28 protein-coding genes and 1 tRNA gene are annotated in these 24390 nt (G+C 65.2%); 13 read left to right on the top strand and 16 right to left on the bottom strand.

Going from position 1 to position 24390, the window contains the following annotated elements:
* Positions 1-70 precede the first annotated feature (70 nt).
* Positions 71-307 (bottom strand): hypothetical protein, encoded by a 237-nt coding sequence (locus tag SE92_RS18000; protein WP_063197087.1) that lies wholly within the window; start codon positions 305-307, stop codon positions 71-73.
* 251 nt (positions 308-558) lie between these two features.
* Between SE92_RS18000 and SE92_RS17995 the strand changes: the two genes are divergently transcribed.
* Both SE92_RS17995 and SE92_RS17990 read left to right on the top strand, forming a co-directional pair.
* Positions 559-1860 (top strand): tetratricopeptide repeat protein, encoded by a 1302-nt coding sequence (locus SE92_RS17995; RefSeq protein WP_198172688.1) that lies wholly within the window; start codon positions 559-561, stop codon positions 1858-1860.
* Positions 1861-1951: 91 nt separating this feature from the next.
* A complete protein-coding gene (locus SE92_RS17990) occupies positions 1952-2830 on the top strand; it encodes a DUF4231 domain-containing protein (protein ID WP_063197083.1) in 879 nt (292 codons plus the stop codon).
* A 475-nt stretch (positions 2831-3305) separates the two neighbouring features.
* On the opposite strand, the gene SE92_RS17985 is transcribed toward SE92_RS17990, so the two are convergent.
* The 3 genes from SE92_RS17985 to SE92_RS17975 form a co-directional block, all read right to left on the bottom strand.
* Positions 3306-3647: a hypothetical protein gene (locus tag SE92_RS17985; RefSeq protein ID WP_063197081.1), complete on the bottom strand. Its 342-nt coding sequence runs from the start codon at positions 3645-3647 to the stop codon at positions 3306-3308.
* Positions 3648-3766: 119 nt separating this feature from the next.
* Positions 3767-4681 carry an OmpA family protein gene (locus SE92_RS17980; protein ID WP_063197079.1) on the bottom strand — a complete coding sequence of 305 codons (915 nt, stop codon included), beginning with the start codon at positions 4679-4681 and terminating at the stop codon, positions 3767-3769.
* 144 nt (positions 4682-4825) lie between these two features.
* A complete protein-coding gene (locus SE92_RS17975; RefSeq protein ID WP_063197077.1) occupies positions 4826-5353 on the bottom strand; it encodes a hypothetical protein in 528 nt (175 codons plus the stop codon).
* A 159-nt stretch (positions 5354-5512) separates the two neighbouring features.
* Between SE92_RS17975 and SE92_RS17970 the strand changes: the two genes are divergently transcribed.
* Complete coding sequence (locus tag SE92_RS17970; protein WP_063203607.1) at positions 5513-6319, top strand: lytic murein transglycosylase; 807 nt, start codon at positions 5513-5515, stop codon at positions 6317-6319.
* A gap of 40 nt (positions 6320-6359) precedes the next feature.
* Here SE92_RS17970 and SE92_RS17965 read toward each other — a convergent pair whose 3' ends face one another.
* Complete coding sequence (locus SE92_RS17965; protein WP_063197074.1) at positions 6360-7190, bottom strand: SDR family NAD(P)-dependent oxidoreductase; 831 nt, start codon at positions 7188-7190, stop codon at positions 6360-6362.
* A gap of 119 nt (positions 7191-7309) precedes the next feature.
* On the opposite strand from SE92_RS17965, the gene SE92_RS17960 reads away from it, so the two are divergent.
* The 4 genes from SE92_RS17960 to SE92_RS17945 all read left to right on the top strand — a co-directional run bounded on the left by SE92_RS17960 (position 7310) and on the right by SE92_RS17945 (position 10893).
* Positions 7310-7684: a response regulator gene (locus tag SE92_RS17960; protein ID WP_063197072.1), complete on the top strand. Its 375-nt coding sequence runs from the start codon at positions 7310-7312 to the stop codon at positions 7682-7684.
* Between the two features lie 53 nt (positions 7685-7737).
* Complete coding sequence (locus tag SE92_RS17955; protein WP_063197070.1) at positions 7738-8349, top strand: LysE family translocator; 612 nt, start codon at positions 7738-7740, stop codon at positions 8347-8349.
* A gap of 570 nt (positions 8350-8919) precedes the next feature.
* The gene (locus SE92_RS17950) at positions 8920-10131 is read left to right on the top strand and encodes a GGDEF domain-containing protein (protein WP_063203606.1); all 1212 of its coding nucleotides are present in this window, start codon (positions 8920-8922) and stop codon (positions 10129-10131) included.
* Positions 10132-10266: 135 nt separating this feature from the next.
* On the top strand, positions 10267-10893 hold the full coding sequence (locus SE92_RS17945; RefSeq protein ID WP_063197068.1) for a peptidoglycan recognition protein family protein: 627 nt from the start codon (positions 10267-10269) through the stop codon (positions 10891-10893).
* A 9-nt stretch (positions 10894-10902) separates the two neighbouring features.
* Here SE92_RS17945 and SE92_RS17940 read toward each other — a convergent pair whose 3' ends face one another.
* The 3 genes from SE92_RS17940 to SE92_RS17930 form a co-directional block, all read right to left on the bottom strand.
* On the bottom strand, positions 10903-11244 hold the full coding sequence (locus SE92_RS17940; RefSeq protein WP_063197065.1) for a hypothetical protein: 342 nt from the start codon (positions 11242-11244) through the stop codon (positions 10903-10905).
* A gap of 227 nt (positions 11245-11471) precedes the next feature.
* Positions 11472-12371: an RNA polymerase sigma factor RpoH gene (rpoH, locus tag SE92_RS17935; protein WP_018318222.1), complete on the bottom strand. Its 900-nt coding sequence runs from the start codon at positions 12369-12371 to the stop codon at positions 11472-11474.
* A gap of 218 nt (positions 12372-12589) precedes the next feature.
* Positions 12590-13597, bottom strand: coding sequence for an RluA family pseudouridine synthase (locus tag SE92_RS17930; protein ID WP_063197063.1), 1008 nt, complete (start codon positions 13595-13597; stop codon positions 12590-12592).
* On the opposite strand from SE92_RS17930, the gene SE92_RS17925 reads away from it, so the two are divergent.
* From SE92_RS17925 to SE92_RS17915, 3 genes are all read left to right on the top strand, one after another.
* Entirely contained in the window at positions 13596-13940 is a 345-nt protein-coding gene (locus SE92_RS17925) for a hypothetical protein (RefSeq protein ID WP_063197060.1), read from the top strand. The two genes, SE92_RS17930 and SE92_RS17925, sit on opposite strands and share 2 nt — an antisense overlap.
* A gap of 57 nt (positions 13941-13997) precedes the next feature.
* Positions 13998-14072 (top strand) — tRNA-Glu (locus tag SE92_RS17920).
* 63 nt (positions 14073-14135) lie between these two features.
* Positions 14136-14669 (top strand): 2'-5' RNA ligase family protein, encoded by a 534-nt coding sequence (locus SE92_RS17915; protein WP_063197058.1) that lies wholly within the window; start codon positions 14136-14138, stop codon positions 14667-14669.
* A 60-nt stretch (positions 14670-14729) separates the two neighbouring features.
* Here SE92_RS17915 and SE92_RS17910 read toward each other — a convergent pair whose 3' ends face one another.
* From SE92_RS17910 to SE92_RS17900, 3 genes are all read right to left on the bottom strand, one after another.
* Positions 14730-15755 carry an alpha/beta hydrolase gene (locus SE92_RS17910; protein ID WP_157095536.1) on the bottom strand — a complete coding sequence of 342 codons (1026 nt, stop codon included), beginning with the start codon at positions 15753-15755 and terminating at the stop codon, positions 14730-14732.
* A gap of 120 nt (positions 15756-15875) precedes the next feature.
* Positions 15876-16310 carry a hypothetical protein gene (locus SE92_RS17905; RefSeq protein ID WP_063203604.1) on the bottom strand — a complete coding sequence of 145 codons (435 nt, stop codon included), beginning with the start codon at positions 16308-16310 and terminating at the stop codon, positions 15876-15878.
* 368 nt (positions 16311-16678) lie between these two features.
* The gene (locus SE92_RS17900; RefSeq protein WP_063197056.1) at positions 16679-17806 is read right to left on the bottom strand and encodes a hypothetical protein; all 1128 of its coding nucleotides are present in this window, start codon (positions 17804-17806) and stop codon (positions 16679-16681) included.
* Between the two features lie 372 nt (positions 17807-18178).
* Between SE92_RS17900 and SE92_RS17895 the strand changes: the two genes are divergently transcribed.
* Complete coding sequence (locus tag SE92_RS17895) at positions 18179-19669, top strand: amidohydrolase family protein (protein ID WP_063197054.1); 1491 nt, start codon at positions 18179-18181, stop codon at positions 19667-19669.
* A 3-nt stretch (positions 19670-19672) separates the two neighbouring features.
* The gene (locus SE92_RS17890; protein ID WP_063197052.1) at positions 19673-20602 is read left to right on the top strand and encodes a CobW family GTP-binding protein; all 930 of its coding nucleotides are present in this window, start codon (positions 19673-19675) and stop codon (positions 20600-20602) included.
* A gap of 64 nt (positions 20603-20666) precedes the next feature.
* Here SE92_RS17890 and SE92_RS17885 read toward each other — a convergent pair whose 3' ends face one another.
* The 3 genes from SE92_RS17885 to SE92_RS17875 all read right to left on the bottom strand — a co-directional run bounded on the left by SE92_RS17885 (position 20667) and on the right by SE92_RS17875 (position 22596).
* Entirely contained in the window at positions 20667-21491 is an 825-nt protein-coding gene (locus SE92_RS17885; protein ID WP_063197050.1) for a TIGR04222 domain-containing membrane protein, read from the bottom strand.
* A 4-nt stretch (positions 21492-21495) separates the two neighbouring features.
* Positions 21496-22050: a glycine-rich domain-containing protein gene (locus tag SE92_RS17880; RefSeq protein WP_245324631.1), complete on the bottom strand. Its 555-nt coding sequence runs from the start codon at positions 22048-22050 to the stop codon at positions 21496-21498.
* A gap of 168 nt (positions 22051-22218) precedes the next feature.
* Positions 22219-22596, bottom strand: coding sequence for a tautomerase family protein (locus tag SE92_RS17875; protein ID WP_063203603.1), 378 nt, complete (start codon positions 22594-22596; stop codon positions 22219-22221).
* A gap of 157 nt (positions 22597-22753) precedes the next feature.
* Here SE92_RS17875 and SE92_RS17870 point away from each other — a divergent pair, with 157 nt between their 5' ends.
* Positions 22754-23353, top strand: coding sequence for a TetR/AcrR family transcriptional regulator (locus SE92_RS17870; protein WP_063197047.1), 600 nt, complete (start codon positions 22754-22756; stop codon positions 23351-23353).
* A 3-nt stretch (positions 23354-23356) separates the two neighbouring features.
* Here the strand turns inward: SE92_RS17870 and SE92_RS17865 are convergent, their stop codons facing one another.
* Together SE92_RS17865 and SE92_RS17860 are read right to left on the bottom strand one after the other, a co-directional pair.
* A complete protein-coding gene (locus tag SE92_RS17865) occupies positions 23357-23830 on the bottom strand; it encodes a hypothetical protein (RefSeq protein WP_063197045.1) in 474 nt (157 codons plus the stop codon).
* A gap of 11 nt (positions 23831-23841) precedes the next feature.
* Positions 23842-24342: a hypothetical protein gene (locus SE92_RS17860; protein ID WP_063197042.1), complete on the bottom strand. Its 501-nt coding sequence runs from the start codon at positions 24340-24342 to the stop codon at positions 23842-23844.
* Positions 24343-24390: the final 48 nt, after the last annotated feature.

The following is a 24390-nucleotide window of genomic DNA, read 5'->3' as shown; positions in this document are numbered from 1 at the left end:
TAAGGAGCGGCGGGTCGAGGCTAGCCGTTCTTGTTTGTGATGAAGCTTACGTGTCTTCCCGGCGCGTCGCCTACTTCTTCTTCACCCCGACCCGCTCGATCCGCTTGATCTCGAGCGCCGGCTTGCCGCTCTTCTCCGCGATCTCGCGGTCCTGCTCCATGATGAAGGCGCGCGCGGGTTCGTCGCCGTCGAGGCCGCCGAGCAGCTCGGAGGGCACGCGGCGGTTGGAGCGTTGGGAATCGTCTTCATAGAAGACGTTGAAAAAGGCGAATTCGCCTTTGGGATTGGTTCCGGGTTTCTTGGCCATGGCGGCTTGTCGTCGATAAGGGCGTCGTAGTCAAATGACTTTGGGGCCAGCTGGAGGCGGGATTCGCCCGAGGGGCAGGTAGCCGCCACGTCCCTGATGCACGGTCACCGCGCCGCTGGCCGGCAAGAATCGCCAGGGCTTGCCACCGTCGGCGGATCGCAGCTGCCGCGGCACGCTTGACCTGAAGTTGATCTTGCGCAAACATGAAGCTTTCAATTGCTCCGCTGCATTTGGGAGCGCCTGATATGGCCATGGATTATTCCAAAATCTGTTTCGTCATCATGCCGTTCGGTTTGAAGAAAGTCGGCGACAAGGATGTCGATTTCAATGCGATCTACAGTGACATCTTCGTCCCCGCGATCGCCGTGGTCGACCTGCCCGAGGGCGGCAAGCTCGAGCCCCGACGCACCGATCAGGACTTCTTCTCGGCATTGATCACGCAGGACATGTTCGAGTATCTGGAATACTCGCGTTTCGCGTTGGCCGACATCAGCGGGCTCAACTTCAACGTCGCGTACGAGCTCGGCGTCCGGCACCGCGCCCGTGAGGCCGGCACCGCGATCTTTCGCCAGGGCAACGCCGCCCCGCCCTTCGATATCTCCTCGGTCAAGGCTTTTCCCTACGAGTATGCGCCGGCGACGGAGGCGCAGAAATCGCGCGAGCTGATCACGCAGGTGTTGACGGAATCGCTCAAGCGCAACCGGATCAACAGTCCGGTACGGCAGGCTCTCAACGTGCAGCGGCAGTCTCCACCGGTCAACGACCTGTTGGCACAGGCCGAGAATGAGATCCGCGCCTACAACGTGACCGGTGCAATGGAGATCTATCGCCAGGTGGTCGCGGTCGATCCCAACAATCCGTTACCGCGGATGAAGCTCGGCCTGTTGTGCCGAGACAACGACATCTGGGATGAAGCGCTCGAACAGTTCACCGCTGCGGCCGCGGCGTCGCCGACCTATAGCGAAGCCTGGCGCGAGAAGGGGGTCGCCGAGAACAAGGTCGCGCAGATCGCCAAGCAGCCGCCACTCGATTCCGATCCGGCGCCCGGCGAAACATCCCTTCGCGAGGCGATCAGGCTCAACCCGAAGGGGTTTGACGCGCTCGCATCGCTCGGCGGAGTCCTCAGGCGCGCCAAGCGCCTTGCGCCCGCCCTTGCGGCCTACGAGGAATCGATGAAAGTCTCGGGCGGACATCCCTATCCGCTGCTCAACGCCCTGAAGCTGCGTGCGCAGATCAATGGCCGTCTTGCTCTGTCCGAGTCGGATCAGCTTGCCCTGGCGCGCGCGGCCCGCATCCGGGAGGCGCAATTGAAACAGGTGCCGCCATTCGACCGGCCCTGGTGCTATTTCGACCTCGCGGAGATCAAGCTCTACCAGGGAGATGCCGCCGCCTTTCTCCAGATAGCCAAGGATGGATTTGCCAATCTCGACACGGTGGACTCGCAGCGCAAGACCTTCATCGACGCTTTGCGCGGGCTGCTGCCCGTGGAGAGCGAGCTTCCGGGATTGAAGGCGGGCTTGGAGGAGCTGGAGAAGAAGCTGCCGTCGACGTGACCGAACACGCCTTCGCTCATCAAGGGCGACGTGCGCCGCCGATCGCGCCAATTGCCCGTGAGTTCAATGCAAACATCTTGGGGAGACGACGATGACCATCTTGGAGTCTGTTGCGGATAGTCAGGCCAAATGGTCGACCACCGCGAATGGCATGAAGTCGACGATCGATCGTGCGCGGTGGTGCGTGTTCGCCCTGTCGTCGCTCGGCGCGGTGTTGGCGTCCGTGGCGAGCCAGCTACCGGAAGGGAATGCCAATGCCCGCACCTGGGTCGCGATCACGGCTGCGATATGCCTCGCATTCGCGACCCTCTTCACGCAACGCCTGCTCGGCCCCGAGCGTATCACGGCCTGGGTTCGCTCTCGCGCCATCTCGGAACGCCTGAAGCGCGAGGCCTACCGCTACGCGACGAAAGCTGCGCCTTATGACGATCCGGCCAAGGCGGACGACGTTCTCCGTACCGAGCTGCAGAAGATCGATGAAGATGCCAAGGAATTGCTCGAGCAGCAGATCCCGGCCAAGGACCAGGGATCATCGCCGCGCGTTTTTCTCGGGCTCGACGAATATCTGGCGAGGCGGACCAGCAAGCAGATCGCGTTCTATGAGGACCGCGCCAAGACGTACCAATCAACGGCCTCGCAGCTCAGGTCCCTGGAGCTGGCCTTGGCGGGAGCGGCGACGTTGCTCACGGCCGTTGCCAGCGTTGTTGCCAAGCCCGTGATTCTGGGCGTCCACTTCGATTTCGCCGCGCTGACGGCGGTGCTCACGACGCTCGGCGGCGCCGTGATCGCCCATATCGAGGCGGAGCGTTACAGCTTTCTCGTGGTGACGTATCGCGCAACGGCATTGCAGCTGCAGCGGCGCGTGGACGGCGCGAAGGCACCGCTGTCGGACTTCGTCAACGACTGCGAAAATATCCTGTCGGCGGAGAACGCCTCCTGGATCGCGAAACAGACGAGACAGTCCAAGTGAGTTTGACGTTGAGGTGAGTTCGATGTTGAGGTGCGTTCGACGTTGAGGTGAGTTCGATGCTCAGGTGAGCTCGATGTCGACCTGCGCAAATCGCGCGGCCCTCAATAAACGGCGGGCCAAAGCCCGCCGTTTATTTTTGGTCTTCAGCGTCACCCGGGGCTGGCGGGGCGACAACCTAGAATAGAATTCTATAGAAGGCGCTTTGCGATGGCAAGGCAAATCGAGGCGGCGTTGATGTCGCAGCGAGCGCATCAGATATGCGTTGGTCGCGACGTGTGATGTGGAACCAGATCGAAGCAATTGTTTGGATTGTCAAACCACTTTGTTCATCTTGGCGATCCCGGTGACGCCGTGTGTCGCGCGCGTCGTGCGTGAAGGTGCGCGAGCCTGCATGTCTTCCCTGCGGCGTGCAGACAATGTGATGCAATGTGCCCTTGGTGTTCGCTTGGTGGGTTCCATCGTCACGGTGCGCGTCTCAATGCGCGCGCGGACGCTGCGTCACCTTCTGCACCGCGAGCCGCGATCCGTGTCCGCCGCCTTTGCCGCTGTCCTCCTTGCGCCCCTGCGCCATGATCGCGCTGCCCATCGCGGCGGAACCGAATGTGATGAGGAAGGAGGCGAGCAGCAGGACCAGCGCAATGCCCGGTGCGCGGTCGGCGAAGATCAGCTCGCGCAGATGTCCGGGATTGAGCCAGAGCAGTCCGCCGACCAGCAGCGTCGCGGCACAGGCGCCGATCGCAAGGTTGATGGCGAGCAGGCGGAACAGGGGAATGCGGAGCAGGGCGGGGCGGCTCGGCTTGTTCTGATGGTCGGGCATGGCCGGTTGCCTCGGACGTTGTCGCGCCGGGGATGACAGAGGAGATGGATGTCTGCGGCCATCCATCTCATGTCGTTCGTGCCGCGATATTGACCCGCATCAAACCCGGACGCAACGTTTCATGGCGCCACCAGCTCGACGCGCCGGTTGAGTGCACGGCCGGCATCCGTCGCGTTCGAGCCGACCGGCGCCAGCAATCCGACGCCGGCGGTGCGCAGGCGCGTCGGCACGATCCGAAAGTTCTTCACCAGCTCGGCGGCGACCGCCTCCGCGCGCCGCCTCGACAGATCGAGATTGTAGTCATAGGCGCCCTGGCTGTCGGTATGGCCGACGATGAAGACGCTGAGCTGCGGCTGGCTCGCCAGCAGCTTTGCGATCTGCTCCAGCGTCGGGCGGCTTTCCGGTTTCAGCACGGCCTTGTCGGTGTCGAAATAGATGCCGTAGAGCGCGATGTGGCCGGTCTCGCCAAGGCCCTTCGCCATCGCGGCGGCGTCGACCATCTTGTTCGTGATCGCCCCGAGCTCGGCGACGGTGACCTGCGCGGTGATGTCCTGGTTGTTCTGGCTGACGAGGACGCTGGCATAGGTCTCCCGTCCGCCCTCGGTCTTGCGGCCGGCGAAGTAGCGGTAGTTGAAGCCGTCGACCCACATCTGCGGCACCGGCAGCGTGTCGATGCTCTCGGTGAAGGGAATGCCGCCGCAGGTGTCGGTGTCGCAGGCGAGCAAGGTCTCGAAGCCGGCCTTGGCGAGCTGCGTTTCGAAATTCCGCGACACCTCCAGGATCGAGGGACCGGGATTGGTGCGATAGGCGATGCGGACGATGCGGCCCTCGAGCCGCCGGGCATCGGTCGGCTGACCGTCCCTGAAGCTCGCGGCCTGCATCCGCGTCGCGTCGAAGTCCTTCACGGCATAGCCGGTGATCACGCTGCCGGCGAACCGGCCGATGCCGGGATAGTCGCGGCTGCCGGCGACGTCCCGCGTCTGCGCGGAGGCGGGAACTGCGTGCAGGCAGAGCAGGGTGGTAATGACGAGCATTCCCGGGATGTTGTGCAGCGCGGACATCGGCACTCTCTGTCGGTTGCGGGGGAAGGGGCGCAAAGCGTTAGTCTCGCCCGCCGCCCCGCCGGTTCTAACCGACGGGCCATTCCCGATCCGATTGCCGCGGAATTGCCGTCTGCCTCACGCCGCCGGCGCGGCCTGGCCGGCGGCCGCGCGCTCCTGCGCGGCCTGCTGGCGCTCCATCATGCTTTGCCAGAGCGCCGCGATGCTCGTTTGCGTCTGCGGCGCGATCAGGCAATGGCCTTCATGGTCGAAGCCGCAGAACCGGGCCGACGGATCCTTCTTCACCTCGATCAGCGCCTGGTTGATCATCTCCAGGCACGTGAGCACCCCGCTGATATCGGGCAGGCGGGTGTGATGCAGGATATCCATCAGGCGGAACGTCATCACCGCGGGCTGGCCGAAGCTGATGCCGGGACGGCCGAGCTCGAGCAGCACGTTGACCGCCGGAAGCACGCCCCTGATGTGCTCAAGCACGCCGGCGACGTCCTCCACGCTGCAGGCGACGAGATGCGAGGCCTGGGGCGGGATCGTCACGGGCGCGCGCGGCGAAAGGCCAAGCGAACTGGTCACCTCCTGCTCGATCCACTGCCGTACCGCTGCGGGGGCGTTGCGAATCTGCTCGGCGGTCAAGGTAATTCCGGTCATGGCGCTTCTCCTGGGCGGCTCCTGCTCGCTGCAATCTAGGGAGCGGGGGCGTGAGACAGTTTGATGCGGATCAAGCCGGGTGCTTTGACGCTCGCTGCTTTCCCGGGCATGATCCGCGCGCTGCTTCGCGCCACGATTTTCTTCAAGGGATTGCTCCACATGCTGAGACTGCTTCTCGCCGCCGCGTCCGTCCTGTGTCTGGCCGGCGGAGCGGCGCAGGCCGCGCGCTGCGGCGGCGACTTCAACGCGTTCGTCGCCACCATGGCGCAGGAGGCCCAGGCCGCCGGCGTCTCGGCGAGCGTGACCAGCGCAGCGCTCAGTGGCGTGACTCCTGATGGCGCGGTGCTCGCCTTCGACCGGCGCCAGCGCCACACCTTCAACAAGAGTTTCGAGCAGTACGTCTCGACCCGCGTCGGTCCGGGCCGCATCAATGGCGGCCGCGCGCTGTTGCAGCGCCATGCCGCATTGCTCTCGCGCATCGAGCAGCAGTTCGGCGTGCCGCGCACTATCCTGGTCGCGATCTGGGGCCTGGAAAGCGATTTCGGCAAGGGCGACATCGGCAAGATGCCGGTGGTCCGCACGCTGGCGACGCTGGCGCATGATTGCCGCCGCACAGACCTTTTCCAGGGCGAGCTGCTCGCCGCGCTCAAGATCGTGCAGCGCGGCGACCTGCCGCTGCGCGATCTCATCGGCGCCTTTGCCGGCGAGATCGGCCAGACCCAGTTCCTGCCGTCGTCCTACATCAAATACGGCGTCGATTTCGACGGCGACGGCCATGTCGACCTCCGCCACAGCGTCCCTGACGTGCTGGCCTCGACCGCCAATTTGCTCCACACCAACGGCTTCAAGATGGGCCAGCCCTACGGCGAAGGCACCGCCAATTTCGAGGCGATGCGCGAGTGGAACAGGGCGGTGATCTACAGGAAGACCATCGGCTATTTCGCCGATCGGCTGGCGGGACAGTGACTTCACCCCTCCCCTGGAGGGGTGAAAGAGCAGGCAACGCTCACGTCCCCTTCGCCATCCTCTCCAGCTTCCGCTGCAGCGGCGCCCAGTAGGTCCCCGGGCGGAAGCGCTGCAAGAGGTCCATGAAGCGCGCGTCGTTGCCGATCAGGATGCGCGGCTCGTTCTTCTCGATGCCCCTGATGATGCGCCGCGCGGCATCCTTCGGCGTGGTTCTTGCCGCGGTCTCGAACCGCTCGATCGACTGCGCGCGGCGGGCATTGTCGGTGACGCCGACACCGGTGCGGGAGTTGCGCGCGATCGCGGTGGCGACGCCGCCGGGATGCACGACCGACAGCTTGACGGGACTGCCCGCAACGCTGAGTTCGTGCCGCACGCTCTCAGAAAAGCCGCGCACCGCGAATTTCGCCGCCGCATAGGCCGATTGTCCCGGCGGCGCGATGATGCCGAAGATCGAGGACAGGTTGACGATGTGCGCCTCGGGCCTCGTCTTCAGATGCGGCAGGAAGGCGCGCGTGCCGTGCACCACGCCCCAGAAATTGATGTCGAACAGCCAGTCCATCTGCGCCTGGTCGATCTCCTCGAACGAGCCCATCAGCGCCACGCCGGCATTGTTGACGACGATGCCGAGCGCGGGATGCGCCGCGGTCGCCTCCGCCGCGAATTGCGCGATGTCATCGGGCTCGCCGACGTCGACGCGATGCACGCTGACCCTGCGTGTTGCGCCGATCTCCGCAGCGAGCGTCTTCAGTCCGGCCTCGTCGCGATCAGCCAGCGCGAGATCGCAGCCGCGCTGCGCAAGCTCGATGGCCAGCGCGCGGCCGATGCCGCCGGCCGCTCCCGTGATGGCCGCAGCGCCCCGAATCCTCGTCATGTTCCCCCCGTCAAGCCCGGATCGTGGAACTATGCTTTACATTTTTTCAGAATGGAACCGAACCACCTGGGAATTTGCTCCTTAACCTACGTTACGAAAGCAAGCATTGGGAGACGCTCATGGGACAAGCGCAGCCATTTCGTGCAACTGCTCTGATCGTTGAGGACGACGCCATGCAGCGAGAGATGCTCAGTCTCCTGCTGGAAGAGAGCGGCTATCAGGTCATCCAGTGCGAAAGCGCCGAAGCCGCCGAGCGTGTGCTCGACAAGAGCGCCGGCGCGCTCTGCCTGATGATGACCGACGTGCAACTGGCCGGCCGTATGAACGGGGTCGAGCTGGCCCACGTCGCCAAGGATCGCAATCCCAAGCTCGACGTCGTCGTCACCTCCGGCCGTCCGCTGCGGCAGCCCTTGCCCGCGGGCGCAAAATTCTGGGCCAAGCCCTGGGCGCCGCTCGACGTCCTGCGCGAAGCCGAGATCGCGCAGCTGTCTTGAAGCGCCTGGACGGCCACCTTCCTCGCCGTGCGGCGGGCTGCTAAGGTCCGGCCATGTCCTGGTCCTTTCTGCTTACCTCGCTGATCGTCGTCGCCTCGCCCGGCACCGGCGTGCTCTATACGCTGGCCGCCGCGCTGACGCGCGGCTCGCGCGCCAGCGTCGCCGCGGCCTTCGGCTGCACGCTCGGGATCGTGCCGCACATGTGTGCGGCGATGCTGGGCCTCGCCGCGGTGCTCCACACCAGCGCGCTGGCCTTCGCCGCGCTGAAATGGGGCGGCGTGCTCTATTTGCTCTACATGTCCTGGCAGACGCTGCGCGAGAGCGGCGCGCTTTCGGTCGAAGGCAATATCAAGGAGCGTTCGAGCGGCCGCGTCATCGTGACAGGCTTTTTGATCAACATCCTCAATCCGAAGCTGTCGATCTTCTTCCTCGCCTTCCTGCCGCAGTTCATCGCCGTGGACGAGGCCCATGTGCTGGCGCGCATGCTGGAATTGAGCGGCGCCTTCATGGCGATGACCTTCGCGGTGTTCGTCGTCTACGGCCTCTGCGCCGCCTCCGTGCGCGAGCGCGTCATCTCCCGCCCGCGAGTCATGGCCTGGCTGCGCCGCAGTTTTGCGGCCGGCTTCGCCGCGCTCGGCGCCAAGCTGGCGTTCGCGGAGCGGTAGGTTCTCCGGCCAATAAAAAAGCGGGCCTCGCGCCCGCCACCTCTTACCCGACGCCCGGGCGGAGCGAGGCTCCACCCGGGCAAAGAACAAGCCTCGTTACTTCTTCTTCGCCTTCTTGGCCTTTTTCGCCTTCTTCTTCGTCGCCTTCTTCGCTTTCTTAGCCATAGGATCCTCTTCAGGGTTAATGGTGAAACGCGACACGAGGGATGCTCGGCGGAGGGCCAGCCTCGCAACATCCTCGACGACAAACTCAGCAGATTCGCAGGCGACTGCCCCGCGCAGTCACATCCCTGTCATCATGTTATCCACAGCTCAGATGCATTTTCGGGTGATTTCGGTCCGCGAATCCGCATCACGGGGTCGGCGATGCCTTTGCCGGCGACAGGCTTAACGATCCCCCAACAGCCCCGCGCCCTTCATGAATCCAAAACCAAAGCGGAACTTTCGAGGATCGCAGTGAGACTCCATTAAGCGCAATGGCCGCATCTTGTCCGCAAGAAAACGGGGATGGGTCATGGACGGACGGCTGCCAGGAACGGGGAGCGCGACGCTGCGCACGGCGCACGCGTCATGCTGAACGTACCGACATTGTGGACCGTCTTCGTCGTCAACTTCCTGGCGCTTGGCGTGATCTGGGCCTACGTGACGCGGTCCTATCCGAAGTTTGCCGCCGCGCGGTTCTGGATGGCGTCGTCCTTTGTCGGCGCAATCGGAGCGATGACGGCCCTGGCCCGCCTGTTCGTCGTGTCTCCCTTGCCGCTTCTGCTCGGCGCGGCCGGTGTGATCGCGGCGAGCTGCCTGGCGGCCATGGGCATTCAGCGCTTCTATGACCGCACCGTGTCGTGGCGCCTCTTGACGGGGACGGGAATCCTGAGCCTTGCCGGCGTCGCAGTGTTCATGGTCGGCGTCGAGCACATGCAGCTGCGCATGCTCAGCTACACGTTCGGCCAGGCCCTGCCGCTGGTGCTGGCGCTGCGTCTGCTGCTGTGGCCGCCGGAAGGCCAGGTCAGTCCGGGCGCCCGACTGTCCGGCCTCGTCATTCTCACCATCATTGCGATCCTCTTGGTCCGCACGCTGGGCAATCTGCTCGGTCACGATTTCTCGGCGCGCGCCGGCGGTCAGGTTCATGCCGTGATGGTGCTGGGCCTGCTGTTCCTGTCGATGACGCTCAATTTCGGCTTCCTGCTGATGGCGATGGACCGCCTGCGGGGCGAGGTTGCCGACCTCGCGCTGCTCGACGATCTCACGGGCGTCGCCAACCGGCGGCATCTGCTGCAGCGCCTGACCGAGGAATGCGCCCGCTCCGAGCGTAGCGGCGCGCCGTTCTCGCTGCTGGTGATCGATCTCGACGGCTTCAAGACCATCAACGACACCCACGGCCATGCCGCCGGCGATGCCTGCCTGAAGCACTTCACGCTGATGGCGCAGACGCGGCTGCGGCCCGGCGACATGCTCGCCCGCACCGGCGGCGACGAGTTCTGCGTCGTGCTGCCGTCCTCGTCCCTGCGTGAGGCGGCCATGATTGCCCGCCGCGTGCTCGAGGTCTGCCGCCGGGATGCCGAGGCCTGCACCGGCGACGAGATCCCGATCGCGATTTCGATCGGCGTCGCGCAGTGGGATCACGGCATCGGCGCGTTCCCGGACCGCCTGATGGCCAACGCCGACCACGCGCTCTACGCCGCCAAGAAGAACGGCAAGAACGACTTCGCCGTCTACGATCCGGCGCCGCCGCTCTCGCCCGAGCCGGTTGGCCGCGGCCAGGCCGCGCACAAATTCGCCTGAAACGCGATATGATCGGGATGAACCACCATCGCGTTTCAGGTCGTTGCTGGAGCATGATCCTTTCGAAAACCGCGGCGCACTTTTCCGGATCATGTTTTGGAGCCGTGCTAGATCAGGGTCCGTGATGGGATCCGCATGATGATTGCTCGCCTGCTCGTGGCCGCTGTCGCCGCACTGTTTCTGATCGTCCCCGCAACCGCTGACGATGCCGAACTGACGAAGCTCGCGCGCGCCTCCGGCACGCCCGACATTCCCGGCCTCAGAATCGTCTGGCTCGCGCCATGGGGGGACGTCCGCGACGCAAATCCCTGGCGCAACATCATCGTGCACCAGACCGAAGGCCCGGCGGGCTCGGCGCGCGGCGGCGCGCAGGCGCAGGCAAAGGCCCCGACGCGGCGCGGCGTCACGGTGTGGGTGGAGACCGACGGCACGGTCTATTGGGCGGTCGCAGAAAACCTGGTGCCGACCCATGGCGACGGCGCCAACCGCAACGACAACAAGTACATCGACAACAGCGCGACCTTCCGCCAGGTCGTGCGCGACAATTCGATCGGCGTCGAATTCGCCGGCAATTATCCCGACGTGACGACGGGCCCGACCGAAGCGCAGGTCGCGGCGTGGAAGATCCTCGTCAAGGTGCTGCGCGCGCGCTACGGCATCCCGCTCGATCATGTCTATGCGCACAACTGGATCGACTACAAGGACGCGCGCTATTGCGAAGGCTGCTGGCTTGCGACACTGGCGCGGACGTGGGGGGAGTGACGAGAGCAGTCACACCGGCTGCGACATCCAGTCGAATAGCCGCCGCATCAGGCCCGGCCGTCGCGGCACTTGCGGCGGCTCGTCCGCGGCCAGCACGCGTTTGAAGAAGTAATCCAGGAACACCATGTCGTTCGGCTCGGTGACGGTGAACTGCTCTTCGCCGAAGAACACGCTGTAGCTGAAGAAGAACGGGCCCATGATCGGGATCGTCGCGGTCGACGCGTAGTCCTTCGAGATCACGAATTCCGACGGCTCGAGCCCGTGCTCGCGCATCGCCTGCTCGACCAGCGGCAGCTTGCGCATGAACTGGGCGGAGAATCCGCCGACGGTGGATTGCAGGATGATCGCCACGGTGTCCGTCCAATCGATGCTGTCGGTCCGATCGTGTTGCGTCGGTCGACCGGCCGCGTGGGTTCAAGTCGGGACGGTTTTAGGACGGACGCGGAGCGGGGACTGTGAGCGTCGTCTCATTGGATGCGGAGTTGCACCCCGCATCACCCAGCCAACAAAAAAGCCGGCGTTGCCGCCGGCTTTCTGTCTTTTCGATCCGCCAATTTCTGGTGCTGTGAAAACCCCGCTTAATGCGCGGCTTCCAGCGCGGCCTGCTCGGCTCTTGCGATCGTGCCCTTGACCGCGGATTGCACCTTCTCGAAGGCGCGAACCTCGATCTGGCGGACGCGCTCGCGCGACACGCCGAACTCGGCAGCGAGGTCTTCCAGCGTCATCGGCTCATCGGCGAGGCGGCGGGCCTCGAAGATGCGGCGTTCGCGCGGGTTGAGCACGCCCATGGCGCCGTTCAGCGCGTCACGGCGTTCGTCATATTCCTCGTGCTCGGCCAGCATGGCTTCCTGGTTGGGCGTGTTGTCGACCAGCCAGTCCTGCCATTCGCCGGCTTCGCCGTCGTCGCGGATCGGTGCGTTGAGCGACGCGTCGCCACCGAGGCGGCGGTTCATGTCGATCACGTCCTGATCGGTGACGCCGAGACGCTTGGCAATGATCTTCACCTGGTCGGGGCGCAGATCGCCTTCGTCCAGCGCGTTGATCTTGCTCTTCGCCTTGCGCAGGTTGAAGAACAGCTTCTTCTGGTTCGCGGTGGTGCCCATCTTCACGAGCGACCAGGAACGCAGGATGTACTCTTGAATCGACGCCTTGATCCACCACATGGCGTAGGTGGCGAGACGGAATCCCTTCTCGGGTTCGAAACGCTTCACCGCCTGCATCAGGCCGACATTGCCCTCCGAGACGACCTCGGAAATCGGCAAGCCGTAGCCGCGATAGCCCATGGCGATCTTGGCCACGAGCCGGAGATGGCTGGTGACGAGTTGGTGCGCCGCGTCGCGATCGTCATGCTCGCGCCAACGCTTGGCGAGCATGTATTCCTGCTGGGGTTCCAGCATCGGGAACTTGCGGATCTCGGCGAGGTAACGAGATAAGCCGGATTCTCCATTGAGGACCGGCAGAGCAGCGGTACGGGCCATACTGAAGCCCTCCAAGGTTCAGGCCCCCGACAGCGGCGGGCCAGGCAGACGACCGCTGTGTTAAAGCCGGCCGTAGCTGCGATGTTCCGCGTTGGTCATTTCCAACGCAGGCGCAATATACCCCATGGAGGGTCAAAAAGGGAAGGATTGCTGACGTCACGTCCCCGTGTGGCAGCTATAACTTTTTGTAATGTAACGCTTTTCTTAAAGCTCCTGCGTCATTGCGCCGCTTTCAGCGCCGCTTGAAGGAGAAGCAAATCCTCCGGCAAAGGCGCCTCCCAGTGGAGTAATTCTCCGGTCCTTGGGTGCTCCAATACCAGCAAATAGGCATGCAGGGCTTGCCGGCCCAGCGCGGCCAGGGCTGCCTGCGATTCCGGGCCGAGCTGGTTCGCCTTGGTCTTGAAATGCGGGCCATAGACCGCATCGCCCATCAGGGGATGGCCGATATGGGCGAGGTGGACGCGGATCTGGTGGGTGCGTCCGGTCTCGAGCTCGCAGGCGAGCAGCGTCGCGATCGGCTTGCCGTCGCGCCCGCTAAAACTCTCCAGGATTTCCCAATGGGTCACCGCCTCGCGGCCGCCCTGGCGCACCGCCATCTTCTCGCGCGCATGCGGGTGGCGGTCGATCGGCGCATCGACGGTGCCGCGATGCCGGCCGGGCACGCCCCAGGCGAAGGCCATGTAGCCGCGGCGCATCTGGCCGGTGCGGCCATGGTCGGCGAATTGCGCTGTCAGCGAGGCATGGGCGAGGTCGTTCTTGGCGACGACCATCAACCCGGTCGTGTCCTTGTCGAGCCGGTGCACGATGCCGGGCCGGCGCACCCCGCCGATGCCGGAGAGCGAGGTGCCGCAATGGGCGATCAGCGCATTCACCAGCGTGCCGGTCTCGTGGCCGGCGGCGGGATGCACCACCAGCCCCTTGGGCTTGTTGAGAACGACGATGTCGTCGTCCTCGAACACGATATCGAGGGCGATATCCTCCCCCTTCGGCTCCGGCGGAGCCGCCTCCGGCACGTCGATTATGATCGTATCGCCGGATGCGACGTGATAAGCGGGGTCGCGGACCGCGGAGGCCTTCAGGTGTACTGCGCCCGCCAGGATCAGGGCTTTCAGCCTCGATCGCGACAGCTCCGGCAACCGCGCCGCCAGCACGCGGTCGAGCCGGGCCGAACCCTCGTCGCCGGCGACGACAACCTCCAACCTTTGCGCAGAGCCAGAATTTTCCATGACGACGTCTGATACCGCTGTTCCCGAACCGAGCCCCGAGCAGGCCGCGCTGTTCGCGCGGGTGCGGCGGATGATGCTGATCGCGGGGTTGACCACGGCGCTGGCGATCTGCGCCGTGCTGATCGCGGTGGGCTACCGCCTTTTCAAGTCGGAGGGAAGGGCGGCCGAGCCGGTCGGCGACGTCACCGCCACCCTGCCCAAGGGCGCCAAAATCATCTCGACTGGGGTTGCGGGCGACCGCCTCGTGATCACGCTGGATCTTAACGGGGTCACCGAGATCAGGACCTTCGATGCCCATACCCTGAAGCCGGCCGGACGGCTGAAATTCGCCAATGAGCCCTAAAAGGCCTGTCGGGGTCCTTGCGGCGAACAAATTTCGAGGCTATTGGCTAGCCCTCACGCTCCCTTCGTCTAGCGGTTAGGACGCGGCCCTCTCAAGGCTGAAACAGGGGTTCGATTCCCCTAGGGAGCGCCATTTGTCTTCAAGACAGTCTTTCCCTTGATCTCCACTTGATTATTCCGCCCTTTGGGTGAGCCTGTGGCATTGGCGATCAATATCCGGGCCGACAACGAGTCAGCAGGCGAGATCGAGCGGCTGTGGGATCAGGTTGCCGTGTTCGAGGCCGAGCCTTCGATGCGCGCCCTCGGCTATCGGCCACATTTCACATTCGCGATCTACGACGAGCCTGCGGTCGACGAGAAGGCCGTGTGGGACGTCATGCTGGCAGCTGTCGCCGGCGAGACGCAGTTGCGGATCGCATTCAACCGAATTCGCTGGTTCGAAGGTTCTCCGCTCGTCCTCTGGGCCGAGCCGGAGGCCGACGAAACCCTGGCTCGCATCCACCGCGCGATCAGCGCGGCCATCGATCCAGCGCATTGTCGTCCACATTATCGCCCCGGCGCCTGGACGCCCCATTGCACGCTCGGCACCGCCATTGCCGACGAACGGCGCGATGCTGCGCTTGCCTTTGCTCGGGCGTTTGATCGCCGCATCGAAGTGCTGTTCGACGTCGCGGATTGCGTTGTCTTTCCGCCCGTGCGGATCATCGCCGAGCGAAAGCTACCGGCGTAGCCGGTCATCGCTTCGGCGTGATTGATGGCCATGCATCGAACGCGTGCCGCACAGGCTCCCTCACGCCGTCGTGCCGTCGATCGACCGCCGGATCACCCGCTGCACCTCCGCGTTCGACAGGAACAAATCGTGGTTGATGATGCCCCAGCCTTCCGCGGACGCATCGACCACGCGGACGCCGAGCCGCGCGATGACCGCCTTCTCGGCGGCGCCGACCCTGGTCATGCCGCCTGCGAGCTGTCCCGACAGCGCCAATGCGCGATCGTTAGTCGCGGCGATCACGGTGATCTTGCCGGCGAGTGGGCCGATGCGCTGGACCGCCGACGAGAACACGTCCATGTCGATGTCGGGCGCGGCGAACACCACCGCGCCGATCTTGCTCGTGACCGTGTCGCCGTATCGCCCGTAGAGCTGACGCAGGCTCTCTAGCGTCAGCATGGTTCCCATGCTGTGCGCGACGATGTGCACGCGGCCCGGCCCCGGTGCCGACACCAGCGCCGAGAGCACGCGCTCGAATTCGTCGCGCGACCACATCGCGCTGTCGCGGTCATAGGCGTAGTCGAACAGTCCGGCCTTGGAGGGCCAGGCGAACACCATGGTCCGGCCGCGGAACCGGATCGCATCGGAGAGATAGGCGCCATCCAGCACCGCCGTCTCGAACGTCTGCTTGAAGCCGTGCACATAGATCAGCACGTCGCCTCCGCCGGCCTGGGTCGCGAGATCGCCGGCGTCGGCTGGCGCGGTTTCGAGCCGATCGAGACGCCAGCCGCCAAGTCCGACCGAGGCGAGAGACAGGCGGCTCTCATCGGGCGCCACCAGCTTGGCCCGCGCCACCGTCATGCTCGTCGCACGCTCCGGACCGAACCAGGGTTTGGCGCGAGCACCGTTCACGGGCTTGCGCGTGGTGGCGACGAGCAACGTGGGATCGACGGACAGCGACGATGCGTCATAACGCGCGCCGGTCGCACCGAGGCCGGCGCATCCGCCGAGCGCAAGGGCGCTGCCCGCCGACAGCAATCCGCCGAGGAAAGCGCGGCGCGAAGCAGAATGACGGGACGCAAATTGTGGAAGATGTCGGACGATCACACGGAACCTCAGGGAACTTGCCCACCGTAACGCCGCCCCCCTATCCCCTGAATGACAATGGGGGCGAGAAGACGGCGGGAGCCTCCTCGCGTACATCTTGGTGTTCGAGTGATTGCCCGGTCAGTCGACGATCTCGATGGAATGGACCTCGCACCAATCCCGCAATGCCCGCTTTGTCGCCCTGTTCCGATAGTCATGCCAAGCATCGATCGCTCCCCATCGAGAGAGGAGGTTCTTGAATTTCTGATAGGCGCCGCGCTTGCTGAAGATGTCGCGAACGTCGTCCAGGTCACTCGGCAGGTGCTCGCGGACGAAATCCAGCACAAGCGGCTTGCCGAGGCTGAGATCGCGCGAGTTCGGCATCGGCAGGTATTTGGTCTCGTCGTCGATATCGTCAGGCAGTTCGTCGTCTTCGAGCTCCTGCAGGCTGTCGTCGTCGAACTGGTAGTAGATTTTTCCTGTCTGCCTGCAGACGAAGGTGCGGCACCCACCCATGCCGCCGCTGGCGTCGGCGAACTCGAAAGCCTGAAGGATGTCTCCAAAGCGAACTGGCATGATCGGCTCCATCACGGCGAGCATACAGGGGGAAGCGGCCAAACAAAAACACAAGCACAGTTTGGGACGAAGTGCCGCCCGTCGGGCAAAACACCCCGATCCGCTGTCAACCCCTTCCGCCGAAAATATTCCACTTTACCGAAATTCGGATTTATCGTATGTATCGGCCATCCCAGCCCACCAAAGGGGCGGTCGTACGTCGTTTCGAGCGCGGGCTGGGAGTTGCGGTGGACGCGGGCGGCGTTAAAGGCGGAGCTTGCGCGTGCAGGGCGGGATGAACCTCGTGAGCACGCGTGGCCCGCAAAGACGAACGGCGCTGCTTGCGTACGGCGAAACCGTGTGGTCCTGGCCGTCGTTGCTATATCCGCTCACAGCAGCTCCAGCGCCTCGCGCGACGGGGCTATCGGCAGCCAGTGCGGGATGCGCCGCTTGGCGAGCCAGTAGGGCCGCCACAGCGACATCCAGCTTTCGCGGTCGAGCGGCGCCGTCCCCCAGTCACATTGCCTGATGTCGAGCTGCGACAGATCATGCCTGTGCAGCCATTGGCGGGCGGCCCACCACAATTCGCGCGAGACTTCGGTGTTGCCGGGGCCCTTGAGCTCGACGATGTTCGGCAGCGGATCGCGATGGCGGGAAATCCGCAACGTCGCAAGCCGCTCGCCGTCCTTCCGGATGCTCCAGAGGCGGGCTCGATTGTGTGCGAGGCTGCTGCCGAATGTCTTGAGGCAGTTCCGCATCGCTCTCGCCTCGTCGACGATGGCAGCCATCGAATCCAGCGGCGCGAAGTCGTAACCGGCCATCCGGCCGGGCCGCAGCCACATGTCGGCGATCGGTGTGCGGCCGAGATTGACCTGCAAGGCAACGATCGTTCGCCAATCGCTTGCGGCCGAACGTGCGGCATCGATGCGCATGTCCGGCGTCCACGGCCGCTCGATCAGGTCATGCCCCAGCGTCGTGGGCTGAGAGGAAAACCAGGCCCAGAGCCAGATCGGACGCAACCGCGCAGTCTTCACTCGCCCGGGCTCGCGGGTGAACTCGCGTGCGATCCATGCGGCCATCGGCTCATGCGCGATCTCGGCAGCATCGGCCACGAGCTGGAGCCATGCCGGCGCCAGCTTGGGAGAGCGCGGAAGGTAGTTCGCGATCCGCCGGCGAAACAGCTCGCCATCGGGCAATCGCGGGATCGGGCGCGCAAAGGCTTCCGGCGGCAGCTTGCGCAGCCACAGCGGAACGCCGGCGGCAATCGCCGCCTCCGCGAGCGGGCGGCCGTCAATTACGCCGGCAATCGCGCGCGCGGGATCGAGCCGGACCTGCGGAACGGCCAGCGCGAAGAGCAGCGCGGGAAAGCTTGCAGCAAGGTCCGCAAGGCGCGAGTGCCGCAAGGCCAAGGTGCGCACCGCGCCCTGGAAGCGCGGATGATAGCGCCGAAGCCTGCGTTCGAGCAGGTCGGAACGGCCGGCCGCCTGACGGGGGGCCAGCAGAACAAGGGATGTCATGCCAATAGATCTCGATCGCAGGCCAAAGGCTGCGGCAGATTCAATTTGAGATGGGGTCTTGAGATTTCACCCGGGGATCAATCCCGGGGGCGCATCAAATATCGTGCGTCGAACCCGGGAAGCGTGCTGTCGTAGACATGGTCGCCTCTAAAACGAAATTGCGCGCATCCCATAGCTCGGCATCGGCCGGATTGCAACCCGAGACTGCATTGTGTTGCTGCGGCCTCGCAACAGCGGCGCAGCAATATGCATGCTGCGTCGGCATTGGCGGAGGTGGTCGTTGTTGCCAAAATCTGCACTATGCGCCCCGCACCTCCGGAGCTGCTGCCGGGCCTTTGGAGATTTTGGCAATTTCCTTTTGGGAGTGACGATATGAGCGGCTTGGTGATCTCTGGCGGCCGGGTGGTGGATCCCGCGAGTGGGATGGACGCCGTCGGCGACGTGGCGGTGGTGGACGGCAGGATCGCCGCCGTCGGCACGGGCCTCGGCGGCGCCGAGCGGGTGATCGACGCCACCGGCCTTGTGGTCGCGCCCGGCTTCATCGATCTGCACGCGCACGGCCAGTCCATTCCGGCCGACCGCATGCAGGCCTTCGACGGCGTCACGACCACGCTGGATCTCGAGGCCGGCGTGCTGCCGGTCGCCTCCTGGTACGAGCGCCAGGCGCGAAAGGGCCGCGTGCTGAACTACGGCGCCGCCACCAATTGGGCGTTTGCCCGCATCGGTGCGATGACGGGCTCCAATGCCGAGAGCTCGCTGGAGGCGTTCGGCAACGCCATGCGCGACCGCCGCTGGATGGACAACGTCGCGACCGACGCCGAGGTCGCCGGCGTTCTCGAACGGCTTTCGCGCGGCCTCAACGAAGGCGGCATCGGCATCGGTATCCTCAATGCCTATGCGCCAGGCGCCGGCGTGCAGGAGCTGACCGCCGTCTGCCAGCTCGCGGCCTCGCAGAACGTGCCGACCTTCACCCACGTCGCCTTCATGTCGCGCATCGACCCCGAGAGCGCGGTGGAGGCCTATGTTCGCCTGATCGGCTATGCCGGCGCCACCGGCGCGCACATGCACATCTGCCATTTCAACTCGTCGAGCAAGACCGACGTCGAGCGCTGCCGCGCGCTGATCGAAAAGGCGCAAGCGCAGGGCCTGCCCATTACGGTCGAGGCCTATCCTTACGGCACCGGCTCCACCGTGCTGGCCGCCGCCTTCTTCAGCGACCCCGAATTCGTCGAGCGTAACGGCACCGGATACGATTCCGTGCAGCGCGTCACCGACGGCTATCGCTTCCACGACCGCGAGGAGCTGTTGAAGGCGCAAGCGGAAGAGCCGTCCTCGCTGGTGCTCTGGCACATCCTCGACACCGAGCACAACGCGCATCACCGCGACCTGCTCGACATGTCGGTGCTGTATCCCGGCGGCGCCATCGCCTCCGACGCGATGCCGTGGACGACGTCGGACGGCAAGACCTACACCGGCGATGCCTGGCCGCTGCCTGACGATGCCACCTCGCATCCGCGCTCGGCCGGCTGCTTCACCAAGTTCATCCGCGAATGGGTGCGCGAGCGCAAGACCGTGTCGCTGCTGGAAGGCGTGCGCAAATGCGCGCTGATCCCGGCGGAGATTTTGTCGCAGAGTACGCCCGCGATGCGCGCCAAGGGTCGGCTGGCGAAAGACGCCGATGCCGACATCGTCGTGTTCGACTACGAGAAGCTCTCCGATCGCGCCACCTTCACGGCGATGAACCGTCCGTCCGAAGGCGTGCGGCACCTCGTCGTCAGCGGCCAGCCGTTGATCAGCGACGGCATTCTCGATGTCGCGGCGCGGCCGGGAAAACCCGTGCGCCGTCCCGTCGCCGAGAGCTGACCGATGCCGGTCCCCATTCTGCTGGTCACGGGCTTTCTGGGGGCGGGCAAGACCACGGTGGTGAACCATCTGCTGGCGCATGCGCAAGGACGGCGCATCGCCGCCATCGTCAACGATTTCGGCGCCATCAACATCGATGCGGAATTGATCGCCGGCGCCACCGACGGCGTCGTCAGCCTCGCCAATGGCTGCATCTGCTGCTCGCTCGAAGGCGACCTGCTCCGCACGCTCTCGACGCTGTTGCGGCGCGATCCGAAGCCGGAATACATCGTGATCGAGACCAGCGGCGTCGCCGACCCCGCCGACATCGTGCGCAATCTGATGGACCCCGTGATCCTGCGCGAGGCGCCGCTGGAGACGGTGCTCTGCGTGATCGACGCCGGCACGCCGCCGTCAGCTCTGGACGACGCGCTCCAGCGCTCGCAACTGCGCGTCGCCGATATCATTGCGCTCAGCAAGCTCGATCTGGCGGACGAGGGCGCGGGCGTGCGGATGCGCGAGGCCCTCCGCGCCCAGCGTCTTCCCGCTGTGGTGGTCGATGCGCCACACGGCGCAATTCCGACCGCGCTGCTGTTTCCCGCGCATGTCGATCGCGCGCCCGCGCCGCGCGAGCCCGGGCCAAAGCGCCCGGCAGAAGAACGCTTCGAGACCTTGAGCTGGACCTCGGAGCACCCGCTCTCATTGCCGCGCCTGCAGCAGGCGATCGGCAAGCTGGCACCGAAGCTGGCGCGCGCAAAAGGCCTGTTCGAAACGGTCGAGAAGCCCGGGCACCAGATGGTGTTTCAGTTCGCCGCCGGCCGCGCCACGCTGGCCACGGGCGATGCGCCCGCACCGGGCGTGCCGCGCTCGCGGATCGTCTTCATCACGGAGCTCGGCGTGCTCTCGAAGGCCGAGCTCGACGCGATCATGGCGGCGTGCGTTGCGGATGACTGAGGTGACCGCCCTATCTCGATCCGTGCCGATCGTTTGTGCTCCCGGTCGGGCGGCGGCGCCTCGTTCAGCTGCAGCCGCCGCATCCGCCACCACCACCACCGCCGCCGCCTCCGCAACCCCCACCGCCGCCGTCGCCGCTGCTGCTCATCGTCTGCGACGCGCTATAGACGGAGGCGTGGGCGGTCCCCGTCAGGACGACAGCGCCCGTCAGCGCGACGGCGAGGAGCAGCTCGTTGTCGAGCGGCGCACGCGAGGCGCGCTCATGCGAGGCCTGATAGCCCTCGAGCACGTTGGTGCCAGCCCGCGTGCGTCGTGGCGCTGTAGCCAGCACGATACCGCCGACCACTGTGACCACGATCAGAAACACCAGAAAATCGACGGGATGATGCCGCGAGGAGCCTATCAAGGCCTTGGTGATCCCAAACACCACCAGCAGCCCGACGAAGGGCAGGACCGTCATGCGGAAGGACGCCATCTGCTCTTGGCTCGGGCAATAGCCGGACCGTTGCAGGCGTTGCTGGATGCGCTCGACAATCGGCTCGATCGCCGTCTGGAATTGCTGACGGGTCATGTCGGGTTGGAATTGCATTCGCAGCGGTTGCCCGACCAGGCTCGCCAGCGGTGCCTGGTCGATCACGTTGATCTTGCGGCCGTTGGGCTCGATGATGGCGCCGTTTTCGGAGGTGAGCCTGAACAGCGCGGCGTCACCGAGCCGGCGCGCACCCCCGGCGAGATAAGCCAGCTCAAGGATGCCCAGCCGGCCGCTCGGTTGCGCGCTCGGACCAATCTCCGACTTGAGGCGGAAGCCGAGCCAAAAGATCGTGAAGGCGAGAGCCAGATAGAGCGTGAGGAAAGGGCCGGCAGTCCAGTTGAAAGGATTCCAAATCATCGGTTCACCTCTTGGATAAACGTCGGATCCAGGCCGTCGGTCTTGGAAAGATCAGCCAGTGGCTGCGGTCCGTCACGTGATAGCGCGGACGTCCGAAGCGAAGATGCGTCGCGGGCCACAACTCGGCAGCCGGCGGCCCGAAGAATTGCTCGTGCAGCGCCAGCGTCTCGGCATATTGCTGGCGATAGACCATCTGCGCCTCGGGCCCGCCCGGTGTTGGATCATGATGCAGCGGTGCCCGGAGCGCCTGCCCGCACCAGATCGTCCAATAGTCGCGGGAGTAAATCAGGTGCTGATGCCAGACCTCGTCGACCACCTCGCTCGGCGTCACCGGCGCCGGCGAGACGATTGCGAGAAAGCAGAAGCGCCGATAGGCATCGATCGCCGCGCGGGCCTCGTCGAGGCGCCAGCCGTGATCGCGTGCGAGCCGGCGGGTGAAGTTCAGCGGGGTATCGGGTTCGAAATCATGCTGCGCAATGCGCTGCCACAGGGCCTGTCGCGGGGGTGTCCAAACCGGGGCGTTCGACTGCGGATCGACCTTGATGGGCGTCTCCTGCAACGAAAGATCCGAATGCTCTTCCATATACCGAGAATAGCATGGGCGACGGACCCGTACGAGGGGTTGAACGAGGACTTTCCGTCCCGATATAGAGGAGATGCCGGTAATGCCGGGCTTCAGCCCTCCGTCGGCCTCAACAGAGCGCCATCGCTTCCACGTCTTCGCGCCTCACGCAAACTGCGCGATGCCGTGTCCGACCGACCAGTTCTCCTTGGGCGCATCGAGCACGTTCACGAACACGTCTTCCGGCCGGATGCCCGGATTTGCCCCGAGACGATCGGCGATCTGGCGATACAGCGCCTTCTTCTGCTCGGGCGTGCGCGAGGCGAACACGGTGATCTGGATCATCAATGCGTCGTCGCTGCGCGCGACGCCGTAACCGGTGCCGCAGCGGAAGTTCGCAGGCTCGTGTTCGGTGATGGACATGAACGCGTCGTCCTCGGGCACGTCGAGCGCATCACGCATGGCGTGATAGAGGCCGTCGAGTATAGCCTGCCGGTAGGCTTCGGACTTGCCGGCGCGCATTGCGATGTGAAGCAGAGGCATGAGCAGGTCCCTTTGCATGCGGGCTCGATCCGGCGGCGCTGGTCGCCTCGCCGGTTCGTCCGATCGACGGAACGGACTATCAATCCCGTCTGGTTTTTGACACGATGTCGATAATGCATGTTTTTGACACAGCGTCAAATACATCGGGGAGCAAAGTTTGAGACCGCGCGAGTTCGATCACGACGAGGTGCTGCGCATCGCGTTCGACCAGTTCTGGCGCAACGGCGTGCGCGGCACCTCGCTGTCCGACATCGCGCGCGATGCCGGCGTGCAGCGCGGCAGTCTCTACAATGCCTTCGGCAGCAAGGAGGCGCTGTTCCTGCAGGCCTATGAACGCTATGCGGAGGATTATCTCGCCGCGCTGCAAAAGGCGCTCGGCGCGGGCAGCTTGCGCAAGCGCATCACTGCGTTCTTCGACCTCACCATCACCAATTTCCGCTCCGGCACGCCGCCGCGCGGCTGTCCGACGACGCGTGGGCTGATGGAGCTCGGCGCCGCCGAAGGCGAGGGGCTCGATGACGACGCGCGGCAGGCCTTTGCAAACCTCATCGCGCGCATCACCGCGCTTGTTCAGGACACGTTGTCGGCAGGCGCGGCGCGCGGCGAGTTCGACGGCAATGCCGCGGCCGCGGCGCTGCACATCGTCACCGTGACGCGCGGCCTTGCCGTGCTCGAACGTGCCTTCGGCGACGAGCCGCAATTGCGCAAGATCGCCGCGCATACCATCGATCTCGTGCTCGGCAAGAAAGGCGGCTAGGTGTCAGCACGAGGCCAGCGCGTTGACCGCCCGCGTTGCCGCAGCTTCCTTGCCGGAGCTGACGAACTGGCCGACGATGGATTCGATCTCGCCCGGCTGCGTGCGGCGCGCCACCGCGAGCAATCGCATCAATTCGGCCTCGTCCTTCGACAAGCGCCGGCACGACGGCGGCATGAAGCACAGCTCGCAGGGCCGGCCGCTGCGCAGGATCCTGACGAGGGCGGCGGCGCGGGCCACCAGCAGCGGACTGTCGGAGATGCCCGGCGCCTCGTCGGCAAAGCGATAGGCCGCTTCCCAGCAATCGGACGCGCCGGTCGTATAGGCTGCGCCGATGAACCGGAACAGCGACAGCGCGACGCGGCAGAAATCATCGTAGCTGTCGACCAAGGGGCGCGCCGCAAGCGCGGCCTGCAGCGGACAGAGCCGCATCTGGCCGGCGTCCGGCGTCGCCGCAGAACCGCAGACATCCGGGTTCATGAACGACCTCGTCAATGCAATGTCGGGCTTCCGACCAGCCAGCTTTTCATCGCCATGGTCCGGCCATGGTCGATGGACCGCACCCGCCGGTCAGGCAGGATGAGACCCGCCATGCGGAAGATCGTCGCCAGGCCCCGCACGGGCGCGAGCGCCCAATCGGCGCCGACCGGCGGAAGCCAGCTCTCGAATTGCTCGCGCACGACGTCGATGCGATCCTGTTGGGCCGCGGCAATGGCGTGCAGAATTCCGTGCTCGCTCTCGGACATGCGCGGACAGGTCGGGCAGTGCACCTCGATGGCCGTATGGGCCGTGCAGGCGAAGATCTCGACGATCGATTCCAGCGAGAGCACGGCATCGCCGACGCGGAAATGGTCGTACACCTCCTGGATGTCGGCGGCGTTCGGAACGGCGCCGCCGCTGCGCGCCTTGGCGCGAAATCCCCAGATGAAGAGCCGTTCCGCCGCGCAGAGTGCGGGAAGGTCGAGCGACGCTGATGATGTCGATGAATGCATGAAGCCTCTCGCCCTTGGCTGCGCTCACGCCACAGCTGGCGCTGATTG

Source organism: Bradyrhizobium sp. AT1, from assembly GCF_001590795.1.
Taxonomy (GTDB): domain Bacteria; phylum Pseudomonadota; class Alphaproteobacteria; order Rhizobiales; family Xanthobacteraceae; genus Bradyrhizobium.
Note: the sequence above shows the minus strand (reverse complement) of the source record. Positions and strands in the feature narration are given on the sequence as shown.